The following is a 25,376-nucleotide window of genomic DNA, read 5'->3' as shown; positions in this document are numbered from 1 at the left end:
TTTCCCGGTCTCCGACCTGAAACACCTCGGCCGTTGCGGCGTTCGTCCGCCGGGCGACCGATCCTCCTCTCAACGGTCCGATCTCGGAGACATCTCGCGATGTACGATTCCTGGCTGCGCCTCGGCTTCGACACGGTTCGCCTCGGGCTCGAGGCCCAGACGGTCGTCGCCCTGCGGCTGGCCAAGCTCTCGTGCGGCGGCGCAGCGGCCCAGGCCGAGGCGCAGCGCATGGTGACGGAGAAGCTGGAGGCCGCAGCGGAAGCCGCGATGACGCTCGCCACCGGCGGCACGGCCGAGCGGGTAGTGCGAGATTATCGCCGCAAGGTCCAGGCCAACGCCCGGAGGCTCAGCCGCGGCTGAAGCGGGCGCGGCCGCCGGACCATCTTCGCGGCTGATCGCCGGGGACGGGGCTGTCCCGAAAGCCGCTACGAGCGGAGGATGGCCCCTCGGACTGCGGTCACTCGCGGGTGGTCACTTGCCCGGGTGGTCACTTGCCCGGGTGGTCACTTGCGGGCGGCCATCATGTCGTGGGTCAGCACCGTCAGCTTGCCGATCAGGCTGGTGATGTCGCCGTGGGTGCAGGACCATTGCGTGCCGATCGCTCCACCGTCGGAGGAGACCGATACCACTGCCACGGAACGCAGCTTGCCCTCGCGGGCGAGGCGCAACTGCTCCTGCAGCACCTCGATCATCGAGGCGGTGTTCTCGTCGACGGGGGCCGCGGCCACGGCCTGCGGGAAGGCGACGATGCGGTTGGTTTCGGCGGCGATTTCGCTCATGGGAACTCTACGAACGCTTGAAGGAATCGGGGTTGCGGGATCCTCGCGCGGCCGCGTCGCGGTCGCGCGAGGATCCCGGCTTCTGCGAGCTTCCGGGACGGTCGAGCCGCCCCAGGAGATCGGCGAGGTCCGTCGGCAGCGCCTCGGCCAGGCAGCCGTCGAACGCGGCGTGCAGACCGGGGGCCAAGGACGCAGCCAGGCATGCGGCCATGCGGCCCGCGTCGCCGGTCCGCTGGACCGGGGGCAGGATGGCGGGAACCGGCCCGCCGGGTCGATCGTGCATCGCCCGTGACATCATCGCAGCCTCAAGCCTCTGGAGCCGCCCTCGTCGCCAAAACTGCCCATCCGGACGCGGATCACAATCCCCGCTCTGTGGTCGAGCTTCCACTTCCGAACCCGATGTTGTGAGACCGCAACACTCTGCGCGCCGCCCCGGGACATCAATATCGACGGGATCACCGCGGTCCGTGCAGGCGCCGCATGTGACCCTACCGCTATGTCCATCCGGTGCGGTAGCTGGCGATGATTGGGGACAAACAAACAATAGCTACTCTAAAACAGTTTCACCTGTAGGGCGAAATTAACTTATGTTACGAAACTATGAGCATAAATGTGCTACCTTGAGACCTAAGTGGCATGGCGGGGCGCTTTGGCTGAGTTTCTCATTCGCAAGCTCGAGCACTTCACGAGTTTGTCCAACGATGACAAACACGCGCTCGATCAGGCGTCGCGCCAGCGTACGCGCCGCATCCGCTCGCGGGACGATATCGTCCACGAAGGCGATCTTCCGCAAGGCGTGAACCTGATTCTCGACGGTTGGGCCTGCCGATACAAGACTCTCGAGGACGGTCGCCGCCAGATCATCGCCTATCTGCTGCCGGGCGATCTGTGCGACCAGAATGTCTCGGTCCTGCGCGAGATGGACCACTCGATCGGCACCGTCACCGCCGTGACCCTGGCCGAGATCCCCACGGAGACCATGCGCCAGCTCACCTCCGGCCACGCTCGGCTCTCGCAGGCCTTGTGCTGGGAATCTCTGGTGGCGGCGGCGATCCAGCGCGAGTGGACGGTGAATATCGGTCAGCGCACCGCCTTCGAGCGCCTCGGCCATCTGCTCTGCGAACTCTATGTGAGGTTGCGCGCCGTCGGACTCACCCAGGGCAATACTTGCGAGCTGCCCCTGACACAGGCCGAGATCGCCGACACGATCGGACTGTCGGTGGTGCATGTGAACCGCACGTTGCAGGAGCTGCGCAGCGTCGGGCTGATCTCCTTGCGCGGCCGCGAGCTCACCATCCACCGGCTCGAGGCGCTGCAGCGGGCGGTGCAGTTCAACCCGAACTACCTCCATCTGGGCCGCGAAGGGCGGCACCTCGATTCCAATGAGGCGTGAGGCCGATCGGCTCGAGGCCGACGCGGCACCGGTGGGGGCGGAGCCCGACTTCCAACGGATGGTCGAAAGCATCCCGCACCTCGTCTGGCAATCAAATCCGCTCGGCGACTGGATCTGGGCCAGCCCGCAATGGGCTGCCTTCACCGGGCAGAGCCCCGGCCGCAGCTGCGGCCACGGCTGGCTCGATGCCGTGCATCCGGAAGACCGCGAGCGCACGCGTCAGGCGTGGCAGGCAGCGTCCCGGCGCGGTCACCTGGCGATCGAGCACCGCCTGCATCGCCAGCCGACGGACGGGACCGAGGGCAACCTCTACCTCTGGTTCTCCACCCGGGCCACCCCCTGGCGCGACGGCGACGGCCGGCCGACCACCTGGTTCGGCTCCTCGACCGACATCCACGCCCTGCACCTGATGCGCGAGGCGCAGACGCGCCTGATCCACGAGCTGCAGCGCCAGGGCCGCAACAACCTCGCGGTGATCCGCGGCATCGTGCGTCGCGTCGCCGACACGGCGGTGACGGCCGACGACGTGGTGGCCTATGTCGACGATCGCCTGGCCGCGATGGCCCGCATCCAGGCCGAAGTCTCGCGCCAGCCCCTGGCCGGCGTCGCCCTCGAGGTGCTGATCCGGGACGAATTGTCCGCCCACGCCCTGCCCGAGCCGAGCGAGCTCACCGGCCCGCCGGTGCGACTGCCGGTCGAGGTCGCCGAGAAGCTCGGGCTCGCCCTGCACGAATTGGTGCTGAGTGCGGTGCTCGACGGCCACGACCGCATCGCCGCGACCTGGACCACGACGCCGACCCATCTCGCCCTGATCTGGCGCGAGCGCGCGAGGCGCGACGCGACGATGGAGAGCAGCGGCGGGACCCTGCGCGGCGAGATGCTGGAGCGGATGCTCGCCTACGACCTGCACGCCGCCGCCACCGTCACCGAGACCGGGCGTGAACGTCAGGTCATCATCGTGATGCCGCTGCCGCGGTGAGGCGGGAAGCGCGGCTGTTTCACGTGGAAACGCCTGGTCGATGCGTCGTGGTCAGGTTTCGTCAACCTTGACGTCGGCCTGTGCGGTCGCGGATCCCGCAACCCTGGCAGGCACGGCCGTGGATTGACGCCCGCCGGACCGGGGAGCAACAGACGAGGCTCTCGCTCCCGATCCGCTTTCCGCTCTCATGTCCCACGCGTCCGCCGCGCCGTTCACCCGGGCCGGCATCCTCACGGGCATCCGGCTCAGCCTGCCGCTCTGGCCCAGCATCGCGGTGTTCGGCGCGGCCTTTGGGGCCGCGGCGGCCCAGCGCGGCGTGAGCCTGGCGGAGGCCGTCGGCGCCAGCGCTCTCGTCTATGCCGGCTCGGCCCAGATGGTGACCCTCGAGGTGTGGGGCCAGCCCTGGACGCTCAGCACGCTCCTCGCCGCGATGACGGTCACCGGCCTCATCAACGCCCGCATGATCCTGATGGGCGCCACGATCCAGCCCTGGATGCGCGGCACGCCGCTCTGGCGCACGGCGATGACGCTGTTCGTGCTCGTCGATGCGAGCTGGCTCATCGGCGTGCGACACCGCCAGGAGGGCGGCCGCGATCTCGGCGTGCTGTTCGGCTCCGGCATCGGCCTGTGGCCGCTCTGGGTCGCCTCGACGGCGGCCGGCCACCTCGCCGGCGCCCTGGTGACCCAGCCCCGGGCCTACGCCCTCGACATGATCCTGCCGGTTTTCTTCGCCGCGATGCTGGCGCCGCTCTGGCGCGGGGTGCGGCCGGCCCTGCCCTGGCTCGCCTCCGGCCTCGTGGCGCTCCTGGTGCAGCGCCTGGTGCCGGGCTACGCCTTCATCGCGGCGGGCGCCGCGGCGGGACTCGTCACCGGCCTCCTCGTCGATGACGGGGCTGCGCGATGATCGACGCGCTCCTCGCCGGGCCCGCCGGTCCCTGGATCGCCATCCTGGCGCTCGCCCTCGTCACCTATCTCTGCCGGGCGTCCGGCGTGGTGCTGATGAGCCGGGTGCGCCTCACCCCCCGGGTCGAGCGGGGCCTGCGCGCCCTGCCGGGCTCGATCGTGGTGGCGACCGCGCTCCCCACCGGCCTCTCCGCCGGCCTGCCGGGCCTGCTCGGCCTCGTGACGGCGGCCGGCGTGATGGCGCTGACCCGGTTCGAGCTGGCGGCGGTGCTAGCGGGATTGGGGGTCGTGGCGGTCGGGCGGGCGTTGGGGCTCTGACAGCCGACCGATCCTTCCGAGCAGCTTCATCCAACCTTCGACCTCACACCTCAGGATGAGGTCGAGAGTGGGAAAAAGCGAAGGATCGAAATGTCTTGAGGAAGGCCAGCGCCCTCACCGCAACCGCTGCCGGATCCGAAACCCCAAACCATCGCGCACGTCGCGATACGCGTCGAGGCGCTGCTCGCGCGACCCTTGCGACACCGTTGGATCCGGGGTCGGCCAGTATTCGACATCGGCCGCCACCGTGCGGGTCAGTTCCAGCGCCGCGTGGTGAGCTTCCGGCGACAGGGAGACGATCAGGTCGAAGTTCAGGCCTTCCCACTCCTCCAGTTCTTCCAGGGTGCGGGGGCGGTGGCGCGAGGCGTCGATGCCGATCTCGTCGAGGGCCGAGACCATGAACGGGTCGGTGGGCTCGCCGCTGCGCACGCCGGCGGATTGCACGTAGACCGACTTGCCGAAATAGTGCCGGGCCAGGGCCTCGGCGCAGGCCGAGCGCACCGCGTTGAAGTTGCAGACGAACAGCACCGACTGCACCCGCTTGCCCGGCTTAGGCGGCTCGGGTTTCGCCGGATCCGGCTTCGACGGGTCGGCCCCGGCGGGAGCGGCGCTGTCCGGAAGGGGGCTTCCGGACACCGGGTCAGCCCTTCCAGTGCAGGGCGAAGATCAGGGTGAACAGCCGGCGGGCGGTGTCGTGGTCGATCTCCACCTTGCCCTCCAGGCGCTGGCGCAGCAGCTCGGAGGCCTCGTTGTGGACTCCGCGCCGGCCCATGTCGATCGCCTCGATCTGGCTCGGCGAGGCGGTGCGGATCGCCTTGAAGTAGCTGTCGCAGATCATCTCGTAGTCGCGGATCACGCCGCGGAACGGCGTCAGCGACAGGAGATGGGTCATCACGGGCTGGCCGTCGGCGGTGGAGATCGCGAAGGACAGCTTGTTCTCCACGAGGCCGAGCGCCAGGGCGTAGGGCCCGCCCTCGTGGTTGGCCACGCGAAAGCTGTTCGATTCCAGGATGTCGTAGATCGCGATGGCGCGCTCGTGCTCCTGGTCGGGGTTGCCGCGCCCGATCGAATCCTCATCGAGCGTCACCGCCGCCAGGCGCTGTCGCGGATCGGGAGCGTCGCTCGCCATCGGGTCACCTCTTGCGGGTCGTGAACGCGCGTTTCTCGGGGCGTGCAGCAGAGGCGAGCGCGATCCTCCGCACAAGCCGGACGTTGGGTGATCCAGCCCCTTAAAGGTTCAGCCGGATCGCCACCGAGCGGGCATGGCCCTCCAGCCCTTCCGAGCGCCCGAGCGCCACGGCCGCGGGGCCGAGCGCCCGCAGGGCCTCGGGGGTGCAGGAGAGGAGCGAGGTCCGCTTCATGAAATCGAGCACGCCGAGGCCGGAGGAGAACCGGGCCGAGCGGGCGGTCGGCAGGACGTGGTTGGGGCCGCCGACATAGTCGCCGATCGCCTCCGGCGTGTGGGCGCCGAGGAAGATCGCCCCGGCATTGCGCACCCGCGCCGCGAGATCCTCAGCGTCCGCCGATTCGATCTCGAGATGCTCGGGCGCCAGCCGGTCGACCAGCGGGATCGCGTCGGCGAGGCGCTCGACCCGCACGATGGCGCCGTAATCGCGCCAGCTCACTGTCGCGATCTCGGTCCGCGGCAGGGTCCTGAGCTGCCCGTCCACCGCCGCTGCCACCGCGTCGGCCAGCGCGTCGCTGTCGGTGACCAGGATCGCCTGGGCGGCGGTGTCGTGCTCGGCCTGGGCGAGCAGGTCGGCCGCGACCCAGTCCGGGTTGGCGGAGGAATCGGCGAGGATCAGCACCTCGGAGGGGCCGGCGATCATGTCGATGCCGACCTGGCCGAACACCCGCCGCTTGGCCGCCGCCACGTAGGCGTTGCCCGGGCCGACGATCTTGGCGACCGGGCGGATGATGGCCGTGCCGTAGGCGAGCGCCGCCACCGCCTGAGCACCGCCGACCCGAAAGACCTCGTCGACGCCGGCGAGCTTCGCGGCGGCGAGCACCAGCGGGTTGGTGACCCCGTCCGGCGTCGGCACCACCATGGCGAGGCGCGGCACGCCCGCGACCTTGGCCGGAACCGCGTTCATCAGCACCGAAGAGGGATAGCTCGCGGTGCCCCCCGGCACGTAGAGGCCGACCGATTCGAGCGCGGTCCAGCGCCAGCCGAGGGTGACGCCGAGCGCGTCGGTCTCGCGGTGGTCCGCCGGCACCTGGGCGCGGTGATAGGTCTCGATCCGGTCCTTGGCGAGCACCAGGGCGTCGAGGGCGTCCGACGAGCAGGCCGCTACCGCGGCCTCGATCTCCTCGGGCGACACCTGGATGGTCTCGGGGCTCAGGTCGAGCCGGTCGAAGCGGCGGGTATAGTCGATCAGCGCAGCGTCGCCGGTCTCGACCACGTCCCGGATGATGTCGCGCACTGCCGTGTCGACGTCCTCGGCCACCTCGCGCTTGACCGAGAGCAGGCGGGCGAACTGCGCCTCGAAATCGGGATCGCGGGAATCGAGGCGCTGCATGCGGGGTCCGGTCTCGTGGTCGGCGGGGCAAAGGATCGCGATTGAGACCCGCCGACTGCCAAAAAATTCAGGCCGCGTCGAGGGGCATGTCGAGGGAGGCGTGGACCGGCTTGCTCTCGGCCTGCCAGACCGGGCCGAGATCCTTCATCGCCGCCTCGATGCATTCGAGCTCGAGCCGGATGGCGCCGCCGCCGGAGAAGACCAGGGTCGCGGTGCCGGACGGCGCCTCGCCGGGCTCGAAGGTGATGGCGAGGAGTTCGAGCGGGCGGTCCGGCTCGTCGCGCGAGATGTTGCGGCAGCGGACAGTGAGCACCCGGTCGAAGTGCAGGCCGGTCAGCCGCCGTCGTGGCGGGGCGCCGTCCGGGCACTCCCAGTCGAAGCGCCGCGCCACCAAGGCGAAGCGGCGCTCCCGGGGCAGGTAGGCGAGGTCTCCGGTCCGCAGGACCGCATCCTGAAGGTGGGTCGAGATGACCGCGAGATCGTCGGCGTCGAGGGCAGCGAGCTTCAGGAGCTCCATCTCCGCGTCCTTCACTGTCGGCGTCCCTGTGCTTGGGGCCGGTCGCCTGCGAGCGGCGCGGCCCATGCTGTCGGATTGATACCAAGGGTAGGTAGCGACGCCCCCTGCCGACGACAACCTTTGCCCGATCGATGGCGGGAACCCGCGATTCCGCGCGAGGTCGCCTGTCGCAACGGCACCGATTCGCCTCAGCCGGCGTTCATGTCGGACCGCCTAGCGTGACCGGTGAGACAAGGTCCGACACACCGTCCGAACCGTGAGGAGAGATCCGTGAGAACCGTGATGACCGCCGCCCTGTCCGCCCTGACCCTCGGCCTCGGCGTCGCGCCCGCCTTCGCGCAGTACGGCTACGGCTACGACGACGACCGTCCGCGCCGCCGCTACGAGGAGCGCTACGATTACGACCGCCCGCGCTACCGCCGTGACGATTACGACCGGCCGCGCTACCGCGGCGAGTATGGCGGCGGCCGCATCGGCCGGGTCTGTGTCACCGCCCGCGGCAACTGCCCGACCCGTCCGGCGCCCCTCAACTCGTCCTGCGGTTGCGAGGTCCCGGGCTTCGGCTTCAAGCGCGGCGCTATCGGCTATTGATGGCGCCGGGGTGGGGCGGGCGGGGATGACCGCCCCACCGATGCCGGGCCATGGCGGGTGATCTGCCGGACGGGTCTCCCGTCGCTTCTCGTCTCCCCCGCAAGGAAAGGGGAAATCCAGCGCCTCCTGTCCTGGCCGGTCCCGCATGCTCCAGGAGCGGACCAGCCGTGATCCGCTCCCCGCAGAACCGGCGCGACTCCGCGGCCGAAGCGCTCTACGGTCCGGCCCGCACCGGAAGGGAGAGCATCATGATCCAGCTCTACGCCTGGGACACGCCGAACGGCCGCAAGATCAGCGTCGCGCTGGAGGAGATGGGGCTGACCTACCGGGTCGAGCCGGTGGACATCACCAAGGGCCGGCAGTTCGAGCCGGCCTTCCTCGCCATCAGCCCGAACAACCGCATCCCGGCGATCGTCGATGCGGAGGGACCGGACGGCGCGCCGATCTCCGTGTTCGAATCCGGCGCGATCCTGATCTACCTCGCCGAGAAGACCGGGCGCTTCCTGCCGGCGGGCGGGCGCGGCCGGGTCCAGGCGATGGAATGGCTGATGTGGCAGATGGGCGGCTTCGGGCCGATGCCGGGCCAGGTCCACCACTTCCTCACCGTCGACGAGACGAACCGCGCCTACGGGCTCGAGCGCTACCAGAAGGAGACGCGCCGGCTCTACGGCGTGCTCGACAGGCGGCTGGCCGAGGGTGAGTTCGTCGCGGGCGACCTCTCGATCGCCGACTTCGCCATCCTCGGTTGGGCCTGGCGCCACGCCCGGCACCGGGTCGACCTCGCCGATTACCCGAACGTGCGGCGCTGGTACGAGGCGCTGATGGCGCGCCCGGCGGTGCAGCGCGGTTTCGCGGTGGCGCTGAGCTGATGAGGGGACCTCGCGACATGGCGAACGGCGACATGGCGGACGAGGCGGGCATCCGGGCCCAGCTGGTCGAGCGCTTCTTCCGCTACCTCGCGGTGGCGAGCCAGAGCGACGCCCGCGCCACCACCCTGCCGAGCACGCCGGGCCAGCGCGCCCTGGCCGAGCTCCTGGCCGGAGAACTCCGCGGCCTCGGCCTCTCCGACGTGGTGCTCGACGAACACGCGATCCTCACGGCGCGGAAAGCCGGCACCCGGCCCGACGCGCCGCCGATCGGCTTCGTCGCCCATCTCGACACCGTCGATGTCGGGCTCTCCGCCGAGATCCGCCCGCAGGTGCTGCGCTTCGACGGCCACGACCTCCGCCTCAACCGCGACCAGGACATCTGGCTGCGCGTCGCCGAGCATCCGGAGATCGTGCCGTATACCGGCGAGGACGTGATCGTCGGCGACGGGACCAGCGTGCTCGGAGCCGACAACAAGGCGGCGATCGCCGTCCTCATGACGCTGCTCGCGACCCTGACCCCCGACGACCCGCACGGCGACATCTGGGTCGCCTTCGTGCCCGACGAGGAGATCGGCCTGCGCGGCGCCAAGGCTCTCGACCTCGCGCGTCTCCCTTGCGACTTCGCCTACACGATCGATGCCTGCGCGCTGGGCGAGGTGGTGATCGAGACCTTCAACGCGGCCGGCGCCGAGATCGTGTTCACCGGTGTGAGCGCGCATCCGATGTCGGCCAAGGGCGTGATGGTGAACCCGCTCCTGATGGCGCACGACTTCATCGGCCGGTTCGACCGGGCCGAGACGCCGGAGAACACGGAAGGGCGCGAGGGCTACATCTGGTTCAACGGCCTCCAGGCCCATTCCGGCGAGGCGCGCCTGCAGGCGATGATCCGCGACTTCGACAAGGACAGTTTCGCCGCCCGCAAGGCGCGCCTGCACGCGGTGACGGAGGAGATCGCCGCGCTCTACCCGACCGGCCGGGTGGAGTGCCGGATCACCGACACCTACGGCAACATCCACGACAGCCTCGGCGACGATCGCCGCTCGGTCGACCTGCTGTTCGCCGCGCTCGCCGCGGAAGGCATCGCGCCAAGACAGATCCCGATGCGCGGCGGCACCGACGGCGCGGCCCTCTCGGCCCGCGGCCTGCCGACGCCGAACTACTTCACCGGCGCCCACAACTTCCACTCGCGGTTCGAGTTCCTGCCGGTGCCGGCCTTCGCGGCCTCGTGGCGGGTGACGCGGCGGATCTGCCTCTCGGCGGCGGGGTAGATCACCGCGCCGCCGGCGCGAACAGTCCCAGGAACAGCGGCCGGGCGTAGAGGTCGGCTGCCGTGTCCGGCGTGACGCCCGGCACCCAGGCCGGCAGTTCGGCGGCGGCGTTCACCATGCTGGAGACGAGCTGGGCCGCGATGCCGGCATCGAGCGGCCGCACCGAGCCGTCGGCCATGCCATCGACGAGGCAGAAGCCGAAGCGCTCGGTCAGGCGGTTCATGGTGCGCCGCGTCTCGGTGCGCAGGGCCTCGGGCAGCGCGCTGAAGGCGGTGACGCGCAGGAGCGGCCCGCCGGGCCCCAGCTGGCTGCGCACCAGGGTCGCCGAGGCGGTGCAGATCCGGTCCCAGCCGCTCCCGCCGCGGGTGTCCGCCGCGTCCTGCACCGCCCGGATCTGCGCGAAGCTGCGGGAGAAGCAGTTGGCGACGAGGTCGTCCTTGTTGTCGTTGTGATGGTAGAACGAGCCCTTGGTGACCTTGAGGAGGCCGGAGATCTTCTCGACGGAGGCGCCGCGATAGCCCTGCTGGTTGATGAGGATCGTGGCGGCGCGCAAGAACGCCTCCGGCGAGACCTCGCTCTCCTCCGGCGGCGCCTGTTCGGGCAGGAGGGCCGGGCACCACTCCGAGCCCGGCGCCGCCATGCCGCGGGTGAGGAGGTCGGCCATCCGGGCGCCGGCCCGGGCATAGTCCCGCGGCTCGTAGCGGCCGATCCACAGCCGGGTCGAGTGCAGCACCGAGAGCAGCAGGTGGGTGCGGGCGTTGCGGTCCTGCCGGTCGAGGCCGTCCTCGTCGAACAGGCCGCGCAAGCGGCGGAAGAGCGCGTTGTAGGCGGCGAACACGCTCTCGGCCTGGGGCGCCGGCAGGGCCCGCACGTCGTGGAGCACGGCGATGTCCGGCTCCTCGCCCGCCGCCATGGCGGCCCGGTGGGCGACCGCGAGGTCGAGGAGGAGCGCGAGCCGCGCCGGCCCGTCGGGCGCCGCCTCGGCCCGCGCCACCAGCCCGTCGAGCACCCCGATCGTGTGCAGGAAGCAGGCCGCCGCCAGATCCTCCTTGCGGCGGTAATAATAGGTCACGCTGTTCGTCATCAGCCCGACGCTGCGGGCGACGTCGGCGAGCGTCGTGCCCTTCACGCCGGCCTCGTTGATCAGGGCGGCGGCGGCGTGGAGGATCGCGTCGCGCTTCTGAGCGTAGCGCCGGGTCTGGCGCGGCGCCGCGTCGGGGGCGGGCACGGTCTCGGGATCGAGGCTGCGGGGCATGGGGGAATTGAGCATTGTCACGGCCCCCATGACAAGCCGGCGATCACGCTCCCGTGCGGTAATGCTCCCGGTACCAGGCGACGAAGGCCGGGATCCCGGCCGCGAGCGGCGTCGCCGGCACGTAGCCGACGAGGTCGCGCAGGAGGTCGGTGCTCGCTTCCGTTCGCTCGACGTCGCCGGGCGGCAGGTCGCGCAGGTGGCGAACGGCCTTCCGGCCGAGAGCGTCCTCCAGGGCGTCGAGCATCGCCGCCACGCTCACCGGCCGTCCGCCGCCGATATTGACCATCCGGTAGGGCGCGACCGGGCTCAGAGTATCGGCGGCCGAGACGGGGCCGGTGCCGGGCAGGGGAGGGGGGGCGTCGATCAGCCGGCTGATGCTCTCGACGAGGTCGTCGATGTAGGTGAAGTCGCGCACCGCCCGGCCGTGGTCGTAGACCTCGATCGGCTCGCCGGCCAGGATCTTCCGGGTGAACAGGAACAAAGCCATGTCGGGCCGGCCCCACGGCCCGTAGACGGTGAAGAACCGGAACGCGGTCGTCGGGATCGTCCACAGATGGGCGTAGGAATGCGCCATCGCCTCGCCGGCGAGCTTCGAGGCGGCGTAGATGGTGAGCGGCCACACCGCCCGGTCGGTCTCGCGGAACGGCACCGTCCGGTTGCCGCCATAGGCCGAGGAGGTCGAGGCAAAGAGCAGGTGGCGCACCGGATGCGCCCGGCATCCCTCCAGCACCTGAAAGGTGCCCACCACGTTGCCCGAGACGTAGGCTTCCGGGTGCTCCAGGCTGTAGCGCACCCCCGCCTGGGCGGCGAGATGCACCACCACCTCGGGGCCCGCCTCGGCCATGAGGCTCATGAAGGCGCCGGGCTCCTCCAGAAGGAAGGCGTGGGACGAGAAGCCGGGCAGGCTCTCGAGCTGCGCCAGCCGGGCCCGCTTCAGGGCGACGTCGTAGTAGTCGGTCAGCCCGTCGACCCCCACGACCTCGTGCCCGGCCCGGAGCAGGCGCCGGGCGAGATGGAAGCCGATGAAGCCGGCCGTGCCTGTCACGAGGAAGCGCATGGCGGGTCCCTGGCGCGGACCGAAAGGCGCCCGCCCGGGGCGGTTACACCGACGGGGGACGGGTTGCCAGTCCGGGGCGCCTCAGAACACCTGTCGCAGCCCCCAGTACAGCCCGCCCGCCAGCGTGATCGCTGCCGGCAGGGTCAGGATCCAGGCCAGCGCCAGGTTGCGCACCGTCGCCATCTGCAGGCCGGTGCCGTTGGCCCACATCGTGCCGGCGACGCCGCTCGACAGGATGTGGGTGGTCGAGACCGGCATCCCGTAGGCCTCGGCGAGCCCGATCGTGCCGGCGGCCACCGCCTCGGCGGAGGCGCCTTGCGCGTAGGTGAGGTGCTGCTTGCCGATGCGCTCGCCGACCGTGACGACGATCCGCTTCCAGCCCACCATCGTGCCGAGGCCGAGCGCCAGGGCGACCACGACCTTGACCCAGGTCGGGATGTAGCGGGTGCCGTCGTCGAGGGTGCGCTGATAGTCCTTGAGCGTCGTCTTCTCGGCATCGCTGAACGGCGATGTGTCGCCGGTGAGCAGGCGCACCGCGTCGCTGGCGAGGTACATGTCGTTGCGCAGGTTCGGCGTCGCCTCCGCCGGCACGTGCCGGATGGCGCCGTAATTCTTGACTTGGGTTGCGATGTCGTCCGCGAGGCCGGCGAGCGCCGCGAAGGCCTCCGGCGCGGCGAGGGCCTTGGCCGGCGCCTCCGCCTTCAGGGCCTCCCCGACCTTGGCCCGGGCCCTGGCGGCGTCCGGCACGTCGGCGGAGCCGGCATGGTCGCGGAAGACACGGCTTGCTCCCTGCGAGCCCTGCACGAAGGCCGGGGTGCTCGAATCCGGCATGGTGCGGTTGAGCGCATAGGCCGTGGGGGCGGCGCCGATCAGGATCAGCATGATCAGTCCCATCCCCTTCTGGCCGTCATTGCCACCGTGCGCGAAGGACACGCCAGTGCAGGTCAGGATCAGGAGGCCGCGGATCCAGAGCGGCGGCGCCGCCTCGCCCTCGGGCGCCCGGTAGAGGTCGGGCCGGCGCACGACGCGCTTGAGCACGAGGAGCAGGCCGGCGGCGCAGAGGAAGCCGACGACGGGGCTGAACAGCAGCGATTCGAGCACGGTCGCCGCCTGCCCCCAGGCGACGCCGGAGGCGGCGTGACCCGGTGCCATCAGCTGGTTGGCGAGGCCGACGCCGATCACCGAGCCGATCAGCGCGTGCGAGGAGGAGTTCGGCAGGCCGAGCGCCCAGGTGCCGAGGTTCCACACGATCGCCGCGAGCAGGAGCGCGAAGATCATCGCGTAGCCCGCGCCTGAGCCGACCTGGAGGATCAGCTCCACCGGCAGCAGCGTCACGACGCTGTAGGCCACCGCCCCGGTCGAGGCCATGACGCCGAGGAAGTTGAACGCGCCCGACCAGATCACCGCGACGAGGGGCGGCATCGAATGGGTGTAGATCACGGTCGCCACCGCGTTGGCGGTGTCGTGGAAGCCGTTCACGAACTCGAAGGCTAGCGCGATCAGGAGGGCGAGGCCGAGCAGCGCGAAGGCCCCGATGGCGAGCGGCGGCTGGCCGGCCCGGTGCATGTCGGCGACGAGGTTGGTGCCGCCATAGGCCAGACCCGCGGCCAGCACGACCAGGAAGCCGATCGCCGCCGCCGGGTGCACGCCGTGGTCGAGCCGCGGACCGGGGCGGGCGTGACCAGGCGCCGCGTCGGCATGGTCGGGGATGAGGGCGGCGTCGGACATGGCGGACTCACGGCGGCAGGGGTCAGCCAAGGATAGGATGGGTGGATGGCAAGTCGATGACGCCCCAGGGGGCGGGCCGCCGCGGTCCCGGACCCGTCCGGGCTGTCGAAAACCACACGTAAATGCTTAGGGGGCTTGCGTTCTGCGAGACGCAACCCCAAATTCAGGTCATCACCGCTGCCCCTGCGACGCGTGTGCGTACGGGTCTCAGGGCGCGGATCTCATGGGTGGAGAATCCGGTGACGGACCTGCCCGCCACGAACCGGCCCGGCGCCCTTCTGGTCGAGGGTGACGCAAGGCCAGCGAGTCAGTACCCGATGAACCAGCTCGTGCGCATGTCGCATATCGTGACCGCAGACGCCGTCGAGGAGCCCTCTCCGAGTCTCCGGGTTCCCTTCGCCCAATCGGGCGCTTTCGTGTGCAAGTTCATCATCGGCGAACCGAACGACCGTGCGGTTTGCTGCGGTGCGCCGGTGCAGGACGGCAAGAGCTGGTGCGCCTTCCACCGCCGGATCGTCTTCGAGCCGACCCGGCCGGGGCGGCTGCGATAGCAGAGGCCGGCCGGGACCGCTACCCCCTTCCCGCGCCGTTTTCGTCCGCCTCGTTCTCGAACAGCTCTCAGGCCGCCCGGCCGTAGATCGGGAACGCCTCCTGCCGGCCGCGCAGGGGCGAGCGGCTGACCTCTCGCCATTCAGGGCCGGAGACTCGCGCCGCGTCGAGTGCGGCTTGCGACGCCAGGGTGGTGGTCCCGAAGGTCTTGGTTGCCTGCTCGAGCCGGGCCGCGACGTTGACCGCGTCGCCGAGCACGGTGAATTCGAGCCGATCGTCATCGCCGACCACGCCGACGAACACCTCGCCGCAATGCACCCCAATGCCGATCCGCACGGGGGCTTGCGCCGAGCCCGCGTTCCACTCGGCCACCAGCCCCTCCAGCCGTTCCGCGAAGGCGAGTGCTTGCGCGGCGGCATCCGTGCGCGCCTCCGGCACGCCGAACACCACCAAGGCGCCGTCGCCCATGAACTTGTCGATCACGCCGCCGGTTTCCCGGGCGGCCTGGGCGACGCAGCGGCGGAACCCCGTGACCAGGATCGCCACCGTCTCGGGGTCGGCCCGCTCGGCGATCGTAGTGGATCCGCGCATGTCGACGAAGGCGATGGCCGCGTGCCGCCGCTCGCCGAGCCGCAGGCCGCCGCCCTGCTCCAGGCTGCCGCCGCGCTCGAGCAGCGGCGCCAGCTCGGCCGGCAGGAAGCGCGACAGGGCCGCCCGCCGCATCGCCTCCCTCAAGGCGAGGACCGCGAGCAAGGCCATGATGCCGACCGACACGACGCTGCCAATCCCGACCATCGCCTCGATCCGGTGGGCGTGCTGCTGGTAGCCCATCAGCAGCTCGTCTTCCTGGGCGCGCATCGACTCGATGATCCGGCGGATCTCGTCCATCTCCGCCTTGCCCTCGCCGGCCCGTACCAGGGCCAGTGCCCCGTCGCGGTCGCCGGCACGGTCGAGAGCGAGCGTCCGGTCGAGCTCGGCGAACTTGCGGGCGATGGCGGGGCGCAAGGAGGCGAGGCGGGTCTCCTGGATCGGGGAGGTGCGCAGCTCCCCCTCCAGCACCGGCAGCTCGGCGGCGATCCGCGCCTGTCCGGCGGTGTACGGCACCAGGAAGGCCGGATCGCCGGTCAGGAGGTAGCCGCGCTGCCCGGTCTCGCTGTCGAGGAGATCGGCCAGCACCTGCATCAGGGTCCGGTCGACCGACAGCGTGTGGGTGATGCGGTGTTGGACGCTGCTCTGCCAGGCCAGCAGCAGCCCGTTGGCGGACCCGACCAGCAGCAGCAGGGCCGCCCCGGCGGTGGTCAACCCCGCCCGGCCGCGCACGGGACCGAGCCGGGCGTGGAGCGGCCGGCGGGCCGAGGGGCTTGGCGTCGGATCTGGCGTCATCGGCGGGTCCGTCCGGCGCCGGGCGCGGACGGGCCCTCGGCTCCCGGCGATATGGGACGACGTTCCCCAGTCGCCATCGACCAGCCGGCCTACTTCCGCCCGCGATCTCGGCTCACGAATGCCCTGCCGCCCGGCGACGGGCCGGCGCGGCGGCGCTCTCCTCCCGTGATTCCGACCGGACCTCGCCCGGCTCGGCCAGCGGCGCCACGATGGTGCAGACCACGCCCTCCGGCGGGAAGCTCAGGCTCACCGTGCCGTCGAGTTCGCGGGCGAGGCTGCGCTCGATCAGGCGGGAGCCGAAGCCGGTGCGGGTCGGGGGGACGACCGGCGGCCCGCCGCGCTCCTGCCAGCGCAAGGCGAGCCGCCCCTCCGCGACGCTCCACGACAGGGTGACCTGACCCGCCGGCACCGAGAGGGCGCCGTACTTGACCGCGTTGGTGGCGAGTTCGTGCAGGGCCATGGCGATCGAGAGCGCGATGCGGGGCGGCAGGAGCAGGGTCGGGCCGCCGATCGCGAAGCGCGAGGGTGCGCCCGGCCCGTCGAGGGGGGCGAGCGCGTCCTTCACCACCTCGGCCAGCTCCGCCCCTTCCCAGCTCTCGCGGGTGAGCACGTCGTGGACGCGCGCGAGCGCGATCAGCCGCGCCTCGAAGGCCGATCTGGCAGCGGCGGCCTGCGGCCCGTCGAGGCCGCGCAGGCTCTGCATCGCGATCGACTGCACGGTGGCCAGCGTGTTCTTCACCCGGTGGTTCAGCTCGTGCACCAGCAGGCGCAGGTGCTCCTCGGCCCGCTTGCGCTCGGTCACCTCCTGGTGGATGCCGATCACCCGGCGCGCCCGGCCGCCGGCATCGCGCTGAACGATCGCCTGGGCGCTGACCCAGCGGGCGCTGACCCAGCGCCCCTGGGTGTCGTTCGGCCGAATCCGGAACTCGGTGCGGTACTCGGCCTCGCCCGCCAGCAGGGCGTGGAGCGCCGCCTCGATCCGGGTCCGGTCCTCCGGATGCACGGTGCGGGTCCAGGCCTCGTGCGAGAGGGGGGCTTGCCCGAAGATCTCGGCCGAGCGGGCCGAGAGGCGGTGCTGCCCGGAGGCGAGGTCGATCTCCCAGGTGCCGAGCCGCCCGGCGGCGAGCGCCAGCCGCAGGCGCTCCTCGCCCTCGCGCAGGGCGGTCTCGGCGTCCTTGGCTTCGGTGATGTCGACGTTGCAGCCGGTATAGCCGAGGAAGCGGCCGTGATCGTCGAGGCGGGCCACGCCCTCGCACAGGATCCAGCGCGTCGCCCCGTGCCGGTCGATCACCCGGGTCGCGCGGCGGAACGGCGTGCGGGCGGCAAAAGCGCTCTCGAACGCCGCCTCGAAGCCGGGAAGGTCGTCCGGGTGGACGATCTCGCGCCAGCGGCCCCCGGTCAGCGTCTCGGTCGAGCGGCCGAACAGGTAACCGTAGTGCAGGTTGACGAAGGTCACCTCGCCCGTGCCGTCGGTCATCCAGATCAGGGCCGGAGCGGAATCGGCCATGTGGCGGAAGCGCGCCTCGCTCTCGCGCAGGGCGGCGAGGCTGCGGCTCTGCTGGCTCAGCGCCTGGTCGCGCTCGGCGATGCGCCGGCGCAGGCTCTGCGAGGCGTCGGCCAGGGTGTCGGCGAGCTGGCGGATCTCGCGGATCGGCGTCGAGACCCGCGGCACCGGCTGGCCCGCGGCGAGCGCCCCGCCCGCTTGCGCGAGCTGGCGCAGGGGCTCGGCGACCCGCGCCCAGAGCTTCACCGCCAGGATGGAGGACACCGCCAGCGCCAGGAGCCCGAACCCGCCGAAGGCCACGACCCAGTGGCGCAACGGCGCCTCGACCTGCTGCTTGGGAATGCTGGCGCCGACGGTCCAGCCCGCCGCCTTCGCGGTGGTCTCGACGTAGAGGACCGGCCGCCGACGCCGGTCGATCCCCTCCCAGATGTCGGCGGCGCCGGTCGGGTGGCCCCGCAACGCGGCCTGCATCGGCTGGCCGGCGAGGCTGGCATGATCCTCCGAGCGGGCGAGCAGGAGGCCGTTGCGGTCGATGATCCCGGTGGTCCAGCCCGGCGCGAGATCCTGGACCAGGATCTGGTGCAGCCGCGCCACCGGCACCGTGACGCTGAGCAGGTAGGCCGGCGCCCCCTCGATCATCACCGGCACCGCCACGTCGTAGGTCGGCGGTCGCCCGGGCGCACCCGCCCGGACGCCGCCGATCACCGGCTGCTTCGTCGCCAGCACTGCGGCATCCTCGGGATGCGGGTCCTGCGGCAGCGGCGCGCCGGGGGGCAGGGCGGTGTTGGCCAGCTGGGTCCCGTCCCGCAGACGCAGCGAGAGGTGGAGGCCCGTCGCCTCCGTCACGGCCCGGGCCTGTGTCTCGAACCCGCCGAGGCCGTCCTGGCGCAGGCGTGGCGAGGCCGCGAGGGTCTGCAGCACCGAGACCAGCCCGGCGATGTCGCGGTCGACGCTGAGCGCGATGCCGCGCACGCTCTCGCGGGCGTCCTGCTCGAAGCGGATCCGCTCCAGGGCAGCGTAGCGGCCGAGCAGCACGGCGGTGAACAGCAGGCCCGGCCCGATCAGGGCGATCGCCAGGGCGACCAGGTAGACCTGCGTCGACAGCCCGTCCCGCCGCAGGGCGTTGAGCCGGCGGCGGATCATGGCAGGGTCCTTGGCTGGGTCCTTGGCTGGGTCCTTGGCAGGGTCCTTGGCACGGTCCTCATGGGATCGTCCTGGCGCAGGATCCTGGCGGCGCGCGGGCGACGCGATAGGGTCAAGGCGTCAGGCCCTGTCGATGTGGCCGAGGTCGCGGCCGGGCTCGATCCGGTCGCGCACCCGCTGCTTGAGGGTCTTGATGTCGGGAAATCCGCCGTCGCGCTTGCGCTCCCAGATCACGGCGTCGTCGCAGGTGATCGCGAAGGCGCCGCCGGTCGATGGAATCAGCGCCACCTCGCCGAGGCCGTCGCGGAACGTGGAGAGCAGCTCCTGCGCCATCCAGCCCGCCCGCAGCAGCCAGTTGCACTGGGTGCAGTAGGTGATGGCGATGCGGGGCTTCTCGGCCTCTGGACGGGGGGCGATGTCGCTCATCTTACGGCGGACTCCGCCTCCGATCCCCCCGCTTGTCAACCCGCGCGGGTTGCGGCGGCGTCCGCCTCACGCGAGCTGGCGCAGCACCAGGAGGCTCACCGCGACGCCTGCGATGCCGGCCGCCACCGACACCGCGACGTAAGTCAGCGCCGCCGCATGCGCGCCGCGCTCCCAGAGCAGGAATGCCTCGAGCGAGAAGGTGGAGAAGGTGGTGAAGCCGCCGAGGATCCCGGTGGTGAGGAAGAGCCGCAGGGCCTGCGGCCCCCCGCCCCGGGCGGCGAACCAGCCGGTGAGCACTCCCATCATGATCGAGCCGACGATGTTGATCAGCATGGTGCCGAACGGGAAGCCGCTGCCCGCCCGCGCCGCCCAGAGGTTGATGCCGTGGCGCAGGGCCCCACCGAGACCGGCTCCGAGAAAGACCACCAGGTAGCTCACAGGTCCGCCGTCTCCGTTGATCGCACGAGGCTTCTGCCACGGCGCACCGCGCGCGGCGACGCGGCTATGCGCAACCGTGGCCCCCTGCGCCGCACCGGGTTCCATACGGCGGGGCTGCGGTACCGGTTCTGAGGGGTGGGCGGACGCTCGGGAACGGGCGCCCGTCGATATCGGAAGGCGATCCGGGGAAGGGGAGGGGTTTGGGGTTGGTGTGGGACGACCCGTCAATCTCCGAACCGATCCCGCCACGCGGCTTGCGCCCCCGCCACCGGCAGGGCGCTCGCCCGGTGCACGCCCAGAGCCACTGCCCGCGCCAGCACCCGCGCCGCCGCATCACCCAGCCGCGCGAGGTCGCCGACCGGATCGGCGAGCGGCACGGCGCCGGTCGCCGCGGCAAAGACGAGGTCGCCGTCGAGAGGGGTGTGGGCCGGCACGATCGACCGGGCGAGGCCGTCCTGCGCCATCACGGCGAGGCGGCGGGCCTCGGCCTTGGTCAGGCGGGCATCGGTCGCGACCACCGCGAGCGTCGTGTTGGCGCTGGGCATCGGCTTTGCCGGCCAAGCGAAGGCGTCGGGCGGGGTCGTCGGCGCCGGCCCCAGGCCGCCGAACTCGGCGCCCTCCTCGAAGGGTGCGGCCCAGAAATGCGGGCCGTCCCCCACCGTGACACGCCCGAGCGCGTTCACCGCCACCAGGGCGGCGACGCGGGCGCCCGTGCCCTCGACCGTGGCCGACGCGCTGCCGAGGCCGCCCTTGAGGTTCGCGGTCCGCGCCCCGAGCCCGGCCCCGACCGAGCCCATCGCCACCGGACCGGCGCTGGCCGCGGCTGCCGCGGCGTAGCCGAGGTCGCGGTAGGGCGGGTACCGGCCCCATTCCTTGTCGCCGCCGTTGAGCAGGTCGAACAGGATCGCCGCCGGCACGATCGGCACCCGCGCCGGGCCGACCGCGAAGCCGCGGCCGGTCTCGGCGAGCCAGGCGGTGACGCCGGCGGCGGCGTCGAGCCCGAAGACCGAGCCGCCGGACAGCACGAGGGCATCGACCCCCGGCACCGTGCGCTCGGGATCGAGGAGGTCGGTCTCCCGGGTGCCCGGCCCGCCGCCGCGGATATCGACCGCCGCGACCGTGGCTGCGTCGAAGACGATCGCGGTGACGCCGGACAGCGCTCTCGTCTCCTCGGCGTGGCCGACGCGGATCCCGGGGATGTCGGTGAGGCTGCCGCTCACCGCGATTCGGCCCGGCGCACCAGGTCGGCGACCGCCGCTTCCTCGGCGGCCGAGAGGGCCCGGGGCGGGGTGGCCTTCCGACGGCGGGAGGCGGCGAAGAGGGCGAGGCCGCCGAGGCCGACCACCAGGACCGGGGTCAGCCAGAGCAGGGCGGTGTGCCAGGCGACCACCGGGCGCAGCAGCACGAACTCGCCGTAGCGCTGCACCACGTAGTGCAGCACCGCGTCGTCGTCGTCGCCCTGGCGCAGGCGCTCGCGTACGATCAGCCGCAGGTCGCGGGCGAGCGGCGCGTCGGAATCGTCGATCGACTGGTTCTGGCAGACGAGGCAGCGTAGGCCGGACGAGATCGCCCGGGCCCGCCTCTCGAGGGTCGGGTCCTTCATCACCTCCTCGGGCTGGACGGCACCGGCGGCGACAGGCGCCAGCAGAGCCAAGGCGAGGAGGATGGAGCGGAGGGCGCGCATCGGGACTACTGATCGTCCTACTCTGCAGGGACCGAGTGGGGCGGCACCGGGCCGGCGGTATCGCGGACGGCCGGCCGCAGGGCCGGGGCGCCGACGCGGAAGCGCCGGTCGGTGAGGGAGAGGCCGCCGCCGAGCGCCATCACCACGGCGCCGAGCCAGATCAGCAGCACCAGGGGCTTGTAGTACAGGCGGATGCCGACGCTGCCGTCGGTCCCGGTCTCGCCGACGCTGGCATAGACCTGGCTCACCCCGAGGGTGAGCAGGCCCGCCTCGCTCACCGACATGTTGCGCGAGGCGTAGAAGCGCTTGCCCGGCTCGATCACGCCGACCGGGTCGCCGCCCTCACGGATTGTCAGGTGGGCCACGGTCTCGGTGTAGTTCGGCCCGGTGCGGGGCAGGACGCCTTCGAGCACCGCGACGTAGGGGCCGGCGCGCAGCTCCCCGCCACGCTGGATGGTGGCGAGCGACTCGACGCTCCAGGCCTGGGCCGCGATGCCGATCACCGTGATGCCGACGCCGGCATGCGCCAGCGCCGTGCCCCAGGCCGAGCGCGGCAGGCCGGCGGCCCGGCGCAGCGACAGGCCGACAGTCTTGCCCCGCGCCCGGGTGACGATCTCGAGGGCGGCGCCCAGGATCAGGTAGGCGCCGAGCCCGATGCCGAGGGGCGCGCCGACCGGCCCGCCCCAGGTGACGGCGATGGCGAGAAGCGTGATGGCGAGCGCGAGGGCGAAGCCGATGAACAACCGCTGGCTCGCCGCCGCGAGGTCGCCGCGCTTCCACGCCAGCGTCTGGCCGAACGGCACGACGAGGAGCAGCGGCACGGCGAGCGGCAGGAAGGTCAGGTTGAAGAAGGGCGGCCCGACCGAGATCTTCTCCCCCGTCAGCGATTCCAGCGCCAGGGGATAGAGCGTGCCGACCAGCACCGTGGCGCAGGCCGCCGACAGGAACAGGTTGTTCATCACCAGCGCGCCCTCGCGGGAGATCGGCGCGAACAGGCCGCCCTGGCGCAAGGTGGGCGCGCGCCAGGCGTAGAGCGCCAGCGAGCCGCCGATGAACAGCACCAGGATGCCGAGGATGAAGGTGCCGCGCGTCGGATCGGTGGCGAAGGTGTGGACCGAGGTGAGCACGCCGGAGCGCACCAGGAAGGTGCCGAGCAGCGACAGCGAGAAGGTCAGGATGGCCAGGAGCACCGTCCAGACCTTGAGGGCGTCGCGCTTCTCCATCACGACGGTGGAGTGGACGAGCGCCGTGCCGGCGAGCCAGGGCATCAGCGAGGCGTTCTCGACCGGGTCCCAGAACCACCAGCCGCCCCAGCCGAGCTCGTAATAGGCCCAGTACGACCCCATGGCGATGCCGACGGTGAGGAAGCACCAGGCCGCCAGCGTCCAGGGCCGCACCGCTCGGGCCCAGGCCGCGTCGATCCGGCCCTCGATCAGCGCCGCGATGGCGAAGGCGAAGCTGATCGAGAAGCCGACATAGCCCAGATAGAGCAGCGGCGGATGGATCGCGAGGCCGGGATCCTGAAGGAGCGGGTTGAGGTCGCGGCCCTCGACCGGCGCCGGGTTGAGCCGGGAAAACGGGTTCGAGGTGACCAGGATGAAGAGCAGGAACACCGCGGTGATCGCGGCCTGCACGCCGAGCGTGTTGGCGCGCAGGATCGGCGGCACGGAATTGCGGGCGAGCGCCACCACGGCGCCGAACAGCGCCAGGATCAGCACCCAGAGCAGCATCGAGCCCTCGTGGTTCCCCCAGACGCCGGAGATCTTGTAGATCAGCGGCTTCATCGAGTGCGAGTTCTCGACGACGTTCTGGACCGAGAAGTCCGAGGTTACGTGGGCATAGGTCAGCGCGCCGAACGCGAAGGCGATGCACGCGAAAGTGGCGAGCGCTGCCGGCACCGTGATGCTGCGCAGGACCGGGTCGCCGGTGCGGCTCGCCCAGACCGGCATCACCATCTGCGTCAGCGACAGGGCGAGCGCCAGGGCGAGGGCGTAGTGACCAACCTCGATCAGCAACGGGACGACCTTTCGGTGAGCGTGAAGTCCATCGCGACGGGAGATCGGCCGACGGCTCCCCCGACCCGGCGTCCCGCCGCGGCGGATCGCGGCGTCACCTTAGTCCGGTTCCATTCCAGCGCCGCCCAGACCTTCCGCCGCACGGGGCGGGACTATTGGACGGCGGTGCGGGAGACGGGCTCGGATTGCGCTTGCCCGGATGAGCCTTGCCCGGATGAGCCTTGCCCGGGCTTGCCGGTGCCTTCCTGCCAGCGCCCCTGGGCCTTGAGGGCGTCGGCGACCTCGCGGGGCATGTAGGTCTCGTCGTGCTTGGCCAGCACCGTGTCGGCGCGGAACACGCCGTCGGGTTCCAGCACGCCCTCGGTCACCACACCCTGACCCTCGCGGAAGAGGTCGGGCAGCAGGCCGCGGTAGCGCACCTGCACGGTCGAGCCGGTATCGGTGACGGCGAACGCCACCTTGCCGTCGGCCTCGCGCTTGAGCGAGCCGGCCTCGACCAGCCCGCCGAGGCGGAAGCGGGTGCCGGGCGCGACCTTCTGGCCCGCCACCTCGGTGGGCGAACGGAAGAACACGATCGTGTCGCGCATCGCCGTGAGGACGAGCCCGAGGGCCGCCGCCAGCACGGCGCCGCAGACGAGGATGAGGACGGAACGGCGGCGCCGGCGCGTCATGGTGCGGGTCTCAAGGCCGGCGATAGGGGAAGGGGGTCGCGGGCGTCATGGATGGCGTCTCCCGGGGGTGGCCGGCACCGGGGCCGGCTCTGTTGATTGTCATTCTATAGCAGAGCCTGCCCGGCGGGTCCGCGACGGCCGAGCGCCTGACCCCTCCCCCTCTGTGGGGGAGGGGTCAGGCGCTCGGCCGTCGCGATCCTCACGGCGCTGCCGCCGTCGCGGCTCCCAGACCCATCTCCCGCGCCACCTCTTCCACCGGCGCGCGCTTGCCGGCATCGCTCCCGAGCGCGGCCCGCGCCTGCGCCAGGGTTTCCTCCGCCTTCGGCCGCTCGCCCAGCACGCCATAGGAGCGCACCAGCCTGGCCCATTCCTCCGGCGTGCCGCCCTGCGCGGCGAGGCGTTGCGCCAGCCCTTCGACCATGCCGCGGACCATGCTGCGCTGCTCCTCACCCATGGCGGGCTTGCTGGGGGGAGGTGGCGCGGTGCCGTCGAGGCGGGCGAGGCTATCGCGCACCATCGGCAGCCAGGGCGCCTCGGGCGGAGCGGCACTGGCGAGCGCCGCGTAGCGGGCGCGGGCCTTGTCGCGGTCGCCGTCCTGCTCGGCGGCGCGGGCGAAGTAGAATTGCGGCTTGACCGCCCTGGCATCCTGCCTGAGCGCCCGCTCGAAGGCGTCGCGGGCCTTCGAGGAGACGACCCCGTCGCTCGCCGCCACCAGGGCCTCGCCGTAATCGGCGAGCCGCCCGGCATCCTCGCCGAGGATCCGCAACGAGTTCTCGTAGGCCTTGATCGCGTCTTCGGTGCGGCCGAGGCGCAGGTAGACCGGAGCCAGCACCGTCCAGCCGCGGCCGTCCTCCGGCGCCTTGGCGAGATGAGCCTCGATCTGCGCCACTGCCGCCGCGAGGTCGTTGCCGGCCGCCCGCGCATGGGCCAGGCGCTCGGCCTGGGGCTGGGCCGGCAGGTCCGGCGAGCCGTACATCCCGTAGACGAGGAGCGCGACGAGCGGCACCGTCGAGAGGGCGAAGGCGGAGGCCGCGCGACGTCGGCGCAGGGCCGGCTCGCCCATCGCCCCGGCGGTGCGGCCGGGCTCGCGGCTCGCCCGCAGCAGGCGGCGCGCCGCCTCGGCCCGGGCGGCCTCGGCCTCCGGCGCGGCGAGCAGCCCGCGGGCGGCGTCGCGGTCGATCTCGCGCAGCTGGTCGCGGTAGAACCCGGTCTCGGTGGCGATCCGTGCCTCGCCCTCCGGCACGGTCGCCAGCGCCGGGCGGCGCGACATCGGCCAGAGCAGGGCGAGCACCGCCAGGCCGGTCATGAGCGCGAAGATGAACCAGATCGCCGTCATGCCGCTTCTGTATCGCCCCGCCCAGGGCGACACGATTCGGTGACGTGGCGA

General features: G+C 71.8%; 27 protein-coding genes. 9 read left to right on the top strand and 18 right to left on the bottom strand.

Annotated elements, in window-relative coordinates:
• The first annotated feature begins 99 nt into the window (after nt 1–99).
• Nucleotides 100–360, top strand: a complete 261-nt coding sequence (locus tag MFF64_RS06910) for a hypothetical protein (RefSeq protein WP_099899528.1) — start codon at nt 100–102, stop codon at nt 358–360.
• Nucleotides 361–503: 143 nt separating this feature from the next.
• Here MFF64_RS06910 and MFF64_RS06905 read toward each other — a convergent pair whose 3' ends face one another.
• Complete coding sequence (locus MFF64_RS06905) at nt 504–779, bottom strand: hypothetical protein (RefSeq protein ID WP_099899526.1); 276 nt, start codon at nt 777–779, stop codon at nt 504–506.
• A gap of 7 nt (nt 780–786) precedes the next feature.
• Nucleotides 787–1,062 (bottom strand): hypothetical protein, encoded by a 276-nt coding sequence (locus MFF64_RS06900; protein ID WP_099899524.1) that lies wholly within the window; start codon nt 1,060–1,062, stop codon nt 787–789.
• Between the two features lie 366 nt (nt 1,063–1,428).
• Between MFF64_RS06900 and MFF64_RS06895 the strand changes: the two genes are divergently transcribed.
• The 4 genes from MFF64_RS06895 to MFF64_RS06880 all read left to right on the top strand — a co-directional run bounded on the left by MFF64_RS06895 (nt 1,429) and on the right by MFF64_RS06880 (nt 4,372).
• A complete protein-coding gene (locus tag MFF64_RS06895) occupies nt 1,429–2,172 on the top strand; it encodes a Crp/Fnr family transcriptional regulator (RefSeq protein WP_099899522.1) in 744 nt (247 codons plus the stop codon).
• Between the two features lie 58 nt (nt 2,173–2,230).
• Nucleotides 2,231–3,151: a PAS domain-containing protein gene (locus MFF64_RS06890; RefSeq protein ID WP_238190187.1), complete on the top strand. Its 921-nt coding sequence runs from the start codon at nt 2,231–2,233 to the stop codon at nt 3,149–3,151.
• A gap of 187 nt (nt 3,152–3,338) precedes the next feature.
• Nucleotides 3,339–4,055, top strand: coding sequence for an AzlC family ABC transporter permease (locus MFF64_RS06885; protein WP_099903240.1), 717 nt, complete (start codon nt 3,339–3,341; stop codon nt 4,053–4,055).
• Nucleotides 4,052–4,372, top strand: a complete 321-nt coding sequence (locus MFF64_RS06880) for an AzlD family protein (RefSeq protein WP_099903243.1) — start codon at nt 4,052–4,054, stop codon at nt 4,370–4,372. The genes MFF64_RS06885 and MFF64_RS06880 overlap by 4 nt, the downstream gene beginning before the upstream one ends.
• 114 nt (nt 4,373–4,486) lie before the next feature.
• Here MFF64_RS06880 and MFF64_RS06875 read toward each other — a convergent pair whose 3' ends face one another.
• From MFF64_RS06875 to MFF64_RS06860, 4 genes are all read right to left on the bottom strand, one after another.
• The gene (locus MFF64_RS06875) at nt 4,487–4,909 is read right to left on the bottom strand and encodes an arsenate-mycothiol transferase ArsC (protein ID WP_099903245.1); all 423 of its coding nucleotides are present in this window, start codon (nt 4,907–4,909) and stop codon (nt 4,487–4,489) included.
• Nucleotides 4,910–5,012: 103 nt separating this feature from the next.
• Nucleotides 5,013–5,501: a UPF0262 family protein gene (locus tag MFF64_RS06870; protein WP_099903247.1), complete on the bottom strand. Its 489-nt coding sequence runs from the start codon at nt 5,499–5,501 to the stop codon at nt 5,013–5,015.
• Nucleotides 5,502–5,601: 100 nt separating this feature from the next.
• Complete coding sequence (gene hisD, locus MFF64_RS06865) at nt 5,602–6,891, bottom strand: histidinol dehydrogenase (RefSeq protein ID WP_238190184.1); 1,290 nt, start codon at nt 6,889–6,891, stop codon at nt 5,602–5,604.
• Nucleotides 6,892–6,958: 67 nt separating this feature from the next.
• The gene (locus MFF64_RS06860) at nt 6,959–7,408 is read right to left on the bottom strand and encodes a DUF2948 family protein (protein ID WP_165795757.1); all 450 of its coding nucleotides are present in this window, start codon (nt 7,406–7,408) and stop codon (nt 6,959–6,961) included.
• A gap of 270 nt (nt 7,409–7,678) precedes the next feature.
• On the opposite strand from MFF64_RS06860, the gene MFF64_RS06855 reads away from it, so the two are divergent.
• The 3 genes from MFF64_RS06855 (at nt 7,679) to pepT (ending at nt 10,136) form a co-directional block, all read left to right on the top strand.
• Nucleotides 7,679–7,999 carry a hypothetical protein gene (locus tag MFF64_RS06855; protein WP_309296444.1) on the top strand — a complete coding sequence of 107 codons (321 nt, stop codon included), beginning with the start codon at nt 7,679–7,681 and terminating at the stop codon, nt 7,997–7,999.
• A gap of 248 nt (nt 8,000–8,247) precedes the next feature.
• Nucleotides 8,248–8,868 (top strand): glutathione S-transferase family protein, encoded by a 621-nt coding sequence (locus MFF64_RS06850; protein WP_425324378.1) that lies wholly within the window; start codon nt 8,248–8,250, stop codon nt 8,866–8,868.
• 17 nt (nt 8,869–8,885) lie between these two features.
• On the top strand, nt 8,886–10,136 hold the full coding sequence (gene pepT, locus MFF64_RS06845) for a peptidase T (RefSeq protein ID WP_238190182.1): 1,251 nt from the start codon (nt 8,886–8,888) through the stop codon (nt 10,134–10,136).
• Nucleotide 10,137: 1 nt separating this feature from the next.
• On the opposite strand, the gene MFF64_RS06840 is transcribed toward pepT, so the two are convergent.
• The 3 genes from MFF64_RS06840 to MFF64_RS06830 all read right to left on the bottom strand — a co-directional run bounded on the left by MFF64_RS06840 (nt 10,138) and on the right by MFF64_RS06830 (nt 14,176).
• Complete coding sequence (locus MFF64_RS06840; RefSeq protein ID WP_238190180.1) at nt 10,138–11,406, bottom strand: TetR/AcrR family transcriptional regulator; 1,269 nt, start codon at nt 11,404–11,406, stop codon at nt 10,138–10,140.
• Between the two features lie 28 nt (nt 11,407–11,434).
• Nucleotides 11,435–12,448: an NAD-dependent epimerase/dehydratase family protein gene (locus MFF64_RS06835; RefSeq protein ID WP_238190178.1), complete on the bottom strand. Its 1,014-nt coding sequence runs from the start codon at nt 12,446–12,448 to the stop codon at nt 11,435–11,437.
• Nucleotides 12,449–12,529: 81 nt separating this feature from the next.
• The gene (locus MFF64_RS06830) at nt 12,530–14,176 is read right to left on the bottom strand and encodes an inorganic phosphate transporter (RefSeq protein ID WP_099903263.1); all 1,647 of its coding nucleotides are present in this window, start codon (nt 14,174–14,176) and stop codon (nt 12,530–12,532) included.
• A gap of 122 nt (nt 14,177–14,298) precedes the next feature.
• On the opposite strand from MFF64_RS06830, the gene MFF64_RS38135 reads away from it, so the two are divergent.
• A complete protein-coding gene (locus MFF64_RS38135; protein WP_342352954.1) occupies nt 14,299–14,727 on the top strand; it encodes a GcrA family cell cycle regulator in 429 nt (142 codons plus the stop codon).
• A 67-nt stretch (nt 14,728–14,794) separates the two neighbouring features.
• Here the strand turns inward: MFF64_RS38135 and MFF64_RS06820 are convergent, their stop codons facing one another.
• The 9 genes from MFF64_RS06820 to ccmI form a co-directional block, all read right to left on the bottom strand.
• Nucleotides 14,795–16,108 (bottom strand): adenylate/guanylate cyclase domain-containing protein, encoded by a 1,314-nt coding sequence (locus MFF64_RS06820; RefSeq protein ID WP_238190176.1) that lies wholly within the window; start codon nt 16,106–16,108, stop codon nt 14,795–14,797.
• A gap of 112 nt (nt 16,109–16,220) precedes the next feature.
• Nucleotides 16,221–18,755, bottom strand: a complete 2,535-nt coding sequence (locus MFF64_RS06815; RefSeq protein ID WP_238190175.1) for a sensor histidine kinase — start codon at nt 18,753–18,755, stop codon at nt 16,221–16,223.
• 120 nt (nt 18,756–18,875) lie between these two features.
• The gene (locus tag MFF64_RS06810; RefSeq protein ID WP_099903864.1) at nt 18,876–19,181 is read right to left on the bottom strand and encodes an Rdx family protein; all 306 of its coding nucleotides are present in this window, start codon (nt 19,179–19,181) and stop codon (nt 18,876–18,878) included.
• A 66-nt stretch (nt 19,182–19,247) separates the two neighbouring features.
• A complete protein-coding gene (gene crcB, locus MFF64_RS06805; RefSeq protein WP_099903862.1) occupies nt 19,248–19,619 on the bottom strand; it encodes a fluoride efflux transporter CrcB in 372 nt (123 codons plus the stop codon).
• A gap of 224 nt (nt 19,620–19,843) precedes the next feature.
• Nucleotides 19,844–20,839 (bottom strand): P1 family peptidase, encoded by a 996-nt coding sequence (locus tag MFF64_RS06800; RefSeq protein ID WP_238190173.1) that lies wholly within the window; start codon nt 20,837–20,839, stop codon nt 19,844–19,846.
• Nucleotides 20,836–21,303: a cytochrome c-type biogenesis protein gene (locus MFF64_RS06795; RefSeq protein WP_099901083.1), complete on the bottom strand. Its 468-nt coding sequence runs from the start codon at nt 21,301–21,303 to the stop codon at nt 20,836–20,838. The genes MFF64_RS06800 and MFF64_RS06795 overlap by 4 nt, the downstream gene beginning before the upstream one ends.
• A 17-nt stretch (nt 21,304–21,320) precedes the next feature.
• Nucleotides 21,321–23,318 (bottom strand): heme lyase CcmF/NrfE family subunit, encoded by a 1,998-nt coding sequence (locus MFF64_RS06790; protein ID WP_238190171.1) that lies wholly within the window; start codon nt 23,316–23,318, stop codon nt 21,321–21,323.
• Nucleotides 23,319–23,470: 152 nt separating this feature from the next.
• Entirely contained in the window at nt 23,471–23,989 is a 519-nt protein-coding gene (gene ccmE / locus MFF64_RS06785; RefSeq protein ID WP_238190169.1) for a cytochrome c maturation protein CcmE, read from the bottom strand.
• A gap of 199 nt (nt 23,990–24,188) precedes the next feature.
• A complete protein-coding gene (gene ccmI / locus MFF64_RS06780) occupies nt 24,189–25,325 on the bottom strand; it encodes a c-type cytochrome biogenesis protein CcmI (RefSeq protein ID WP_099904327.1) in 1,137 nt (378 codons plus the stop codon).
• Nucleotides 25,326–25,376: the final 51 nt, after the last annotated feature.

The sequence above is a fragment of the Methylobacterium frigidaeris genome, assembly GCF_022179185.1.
Lineage (GTDB): Bacteria > Pseudomonadota > Alphaproteobacteria > Rhizobiales > Beijerinckiaceae > Methylobacterium > Methylobacterium frigidaeris.
Note: the sequence above shows the minus strand (reverse complement) of the source record. Positions and strands in the feature narration are given on the sequence as shown.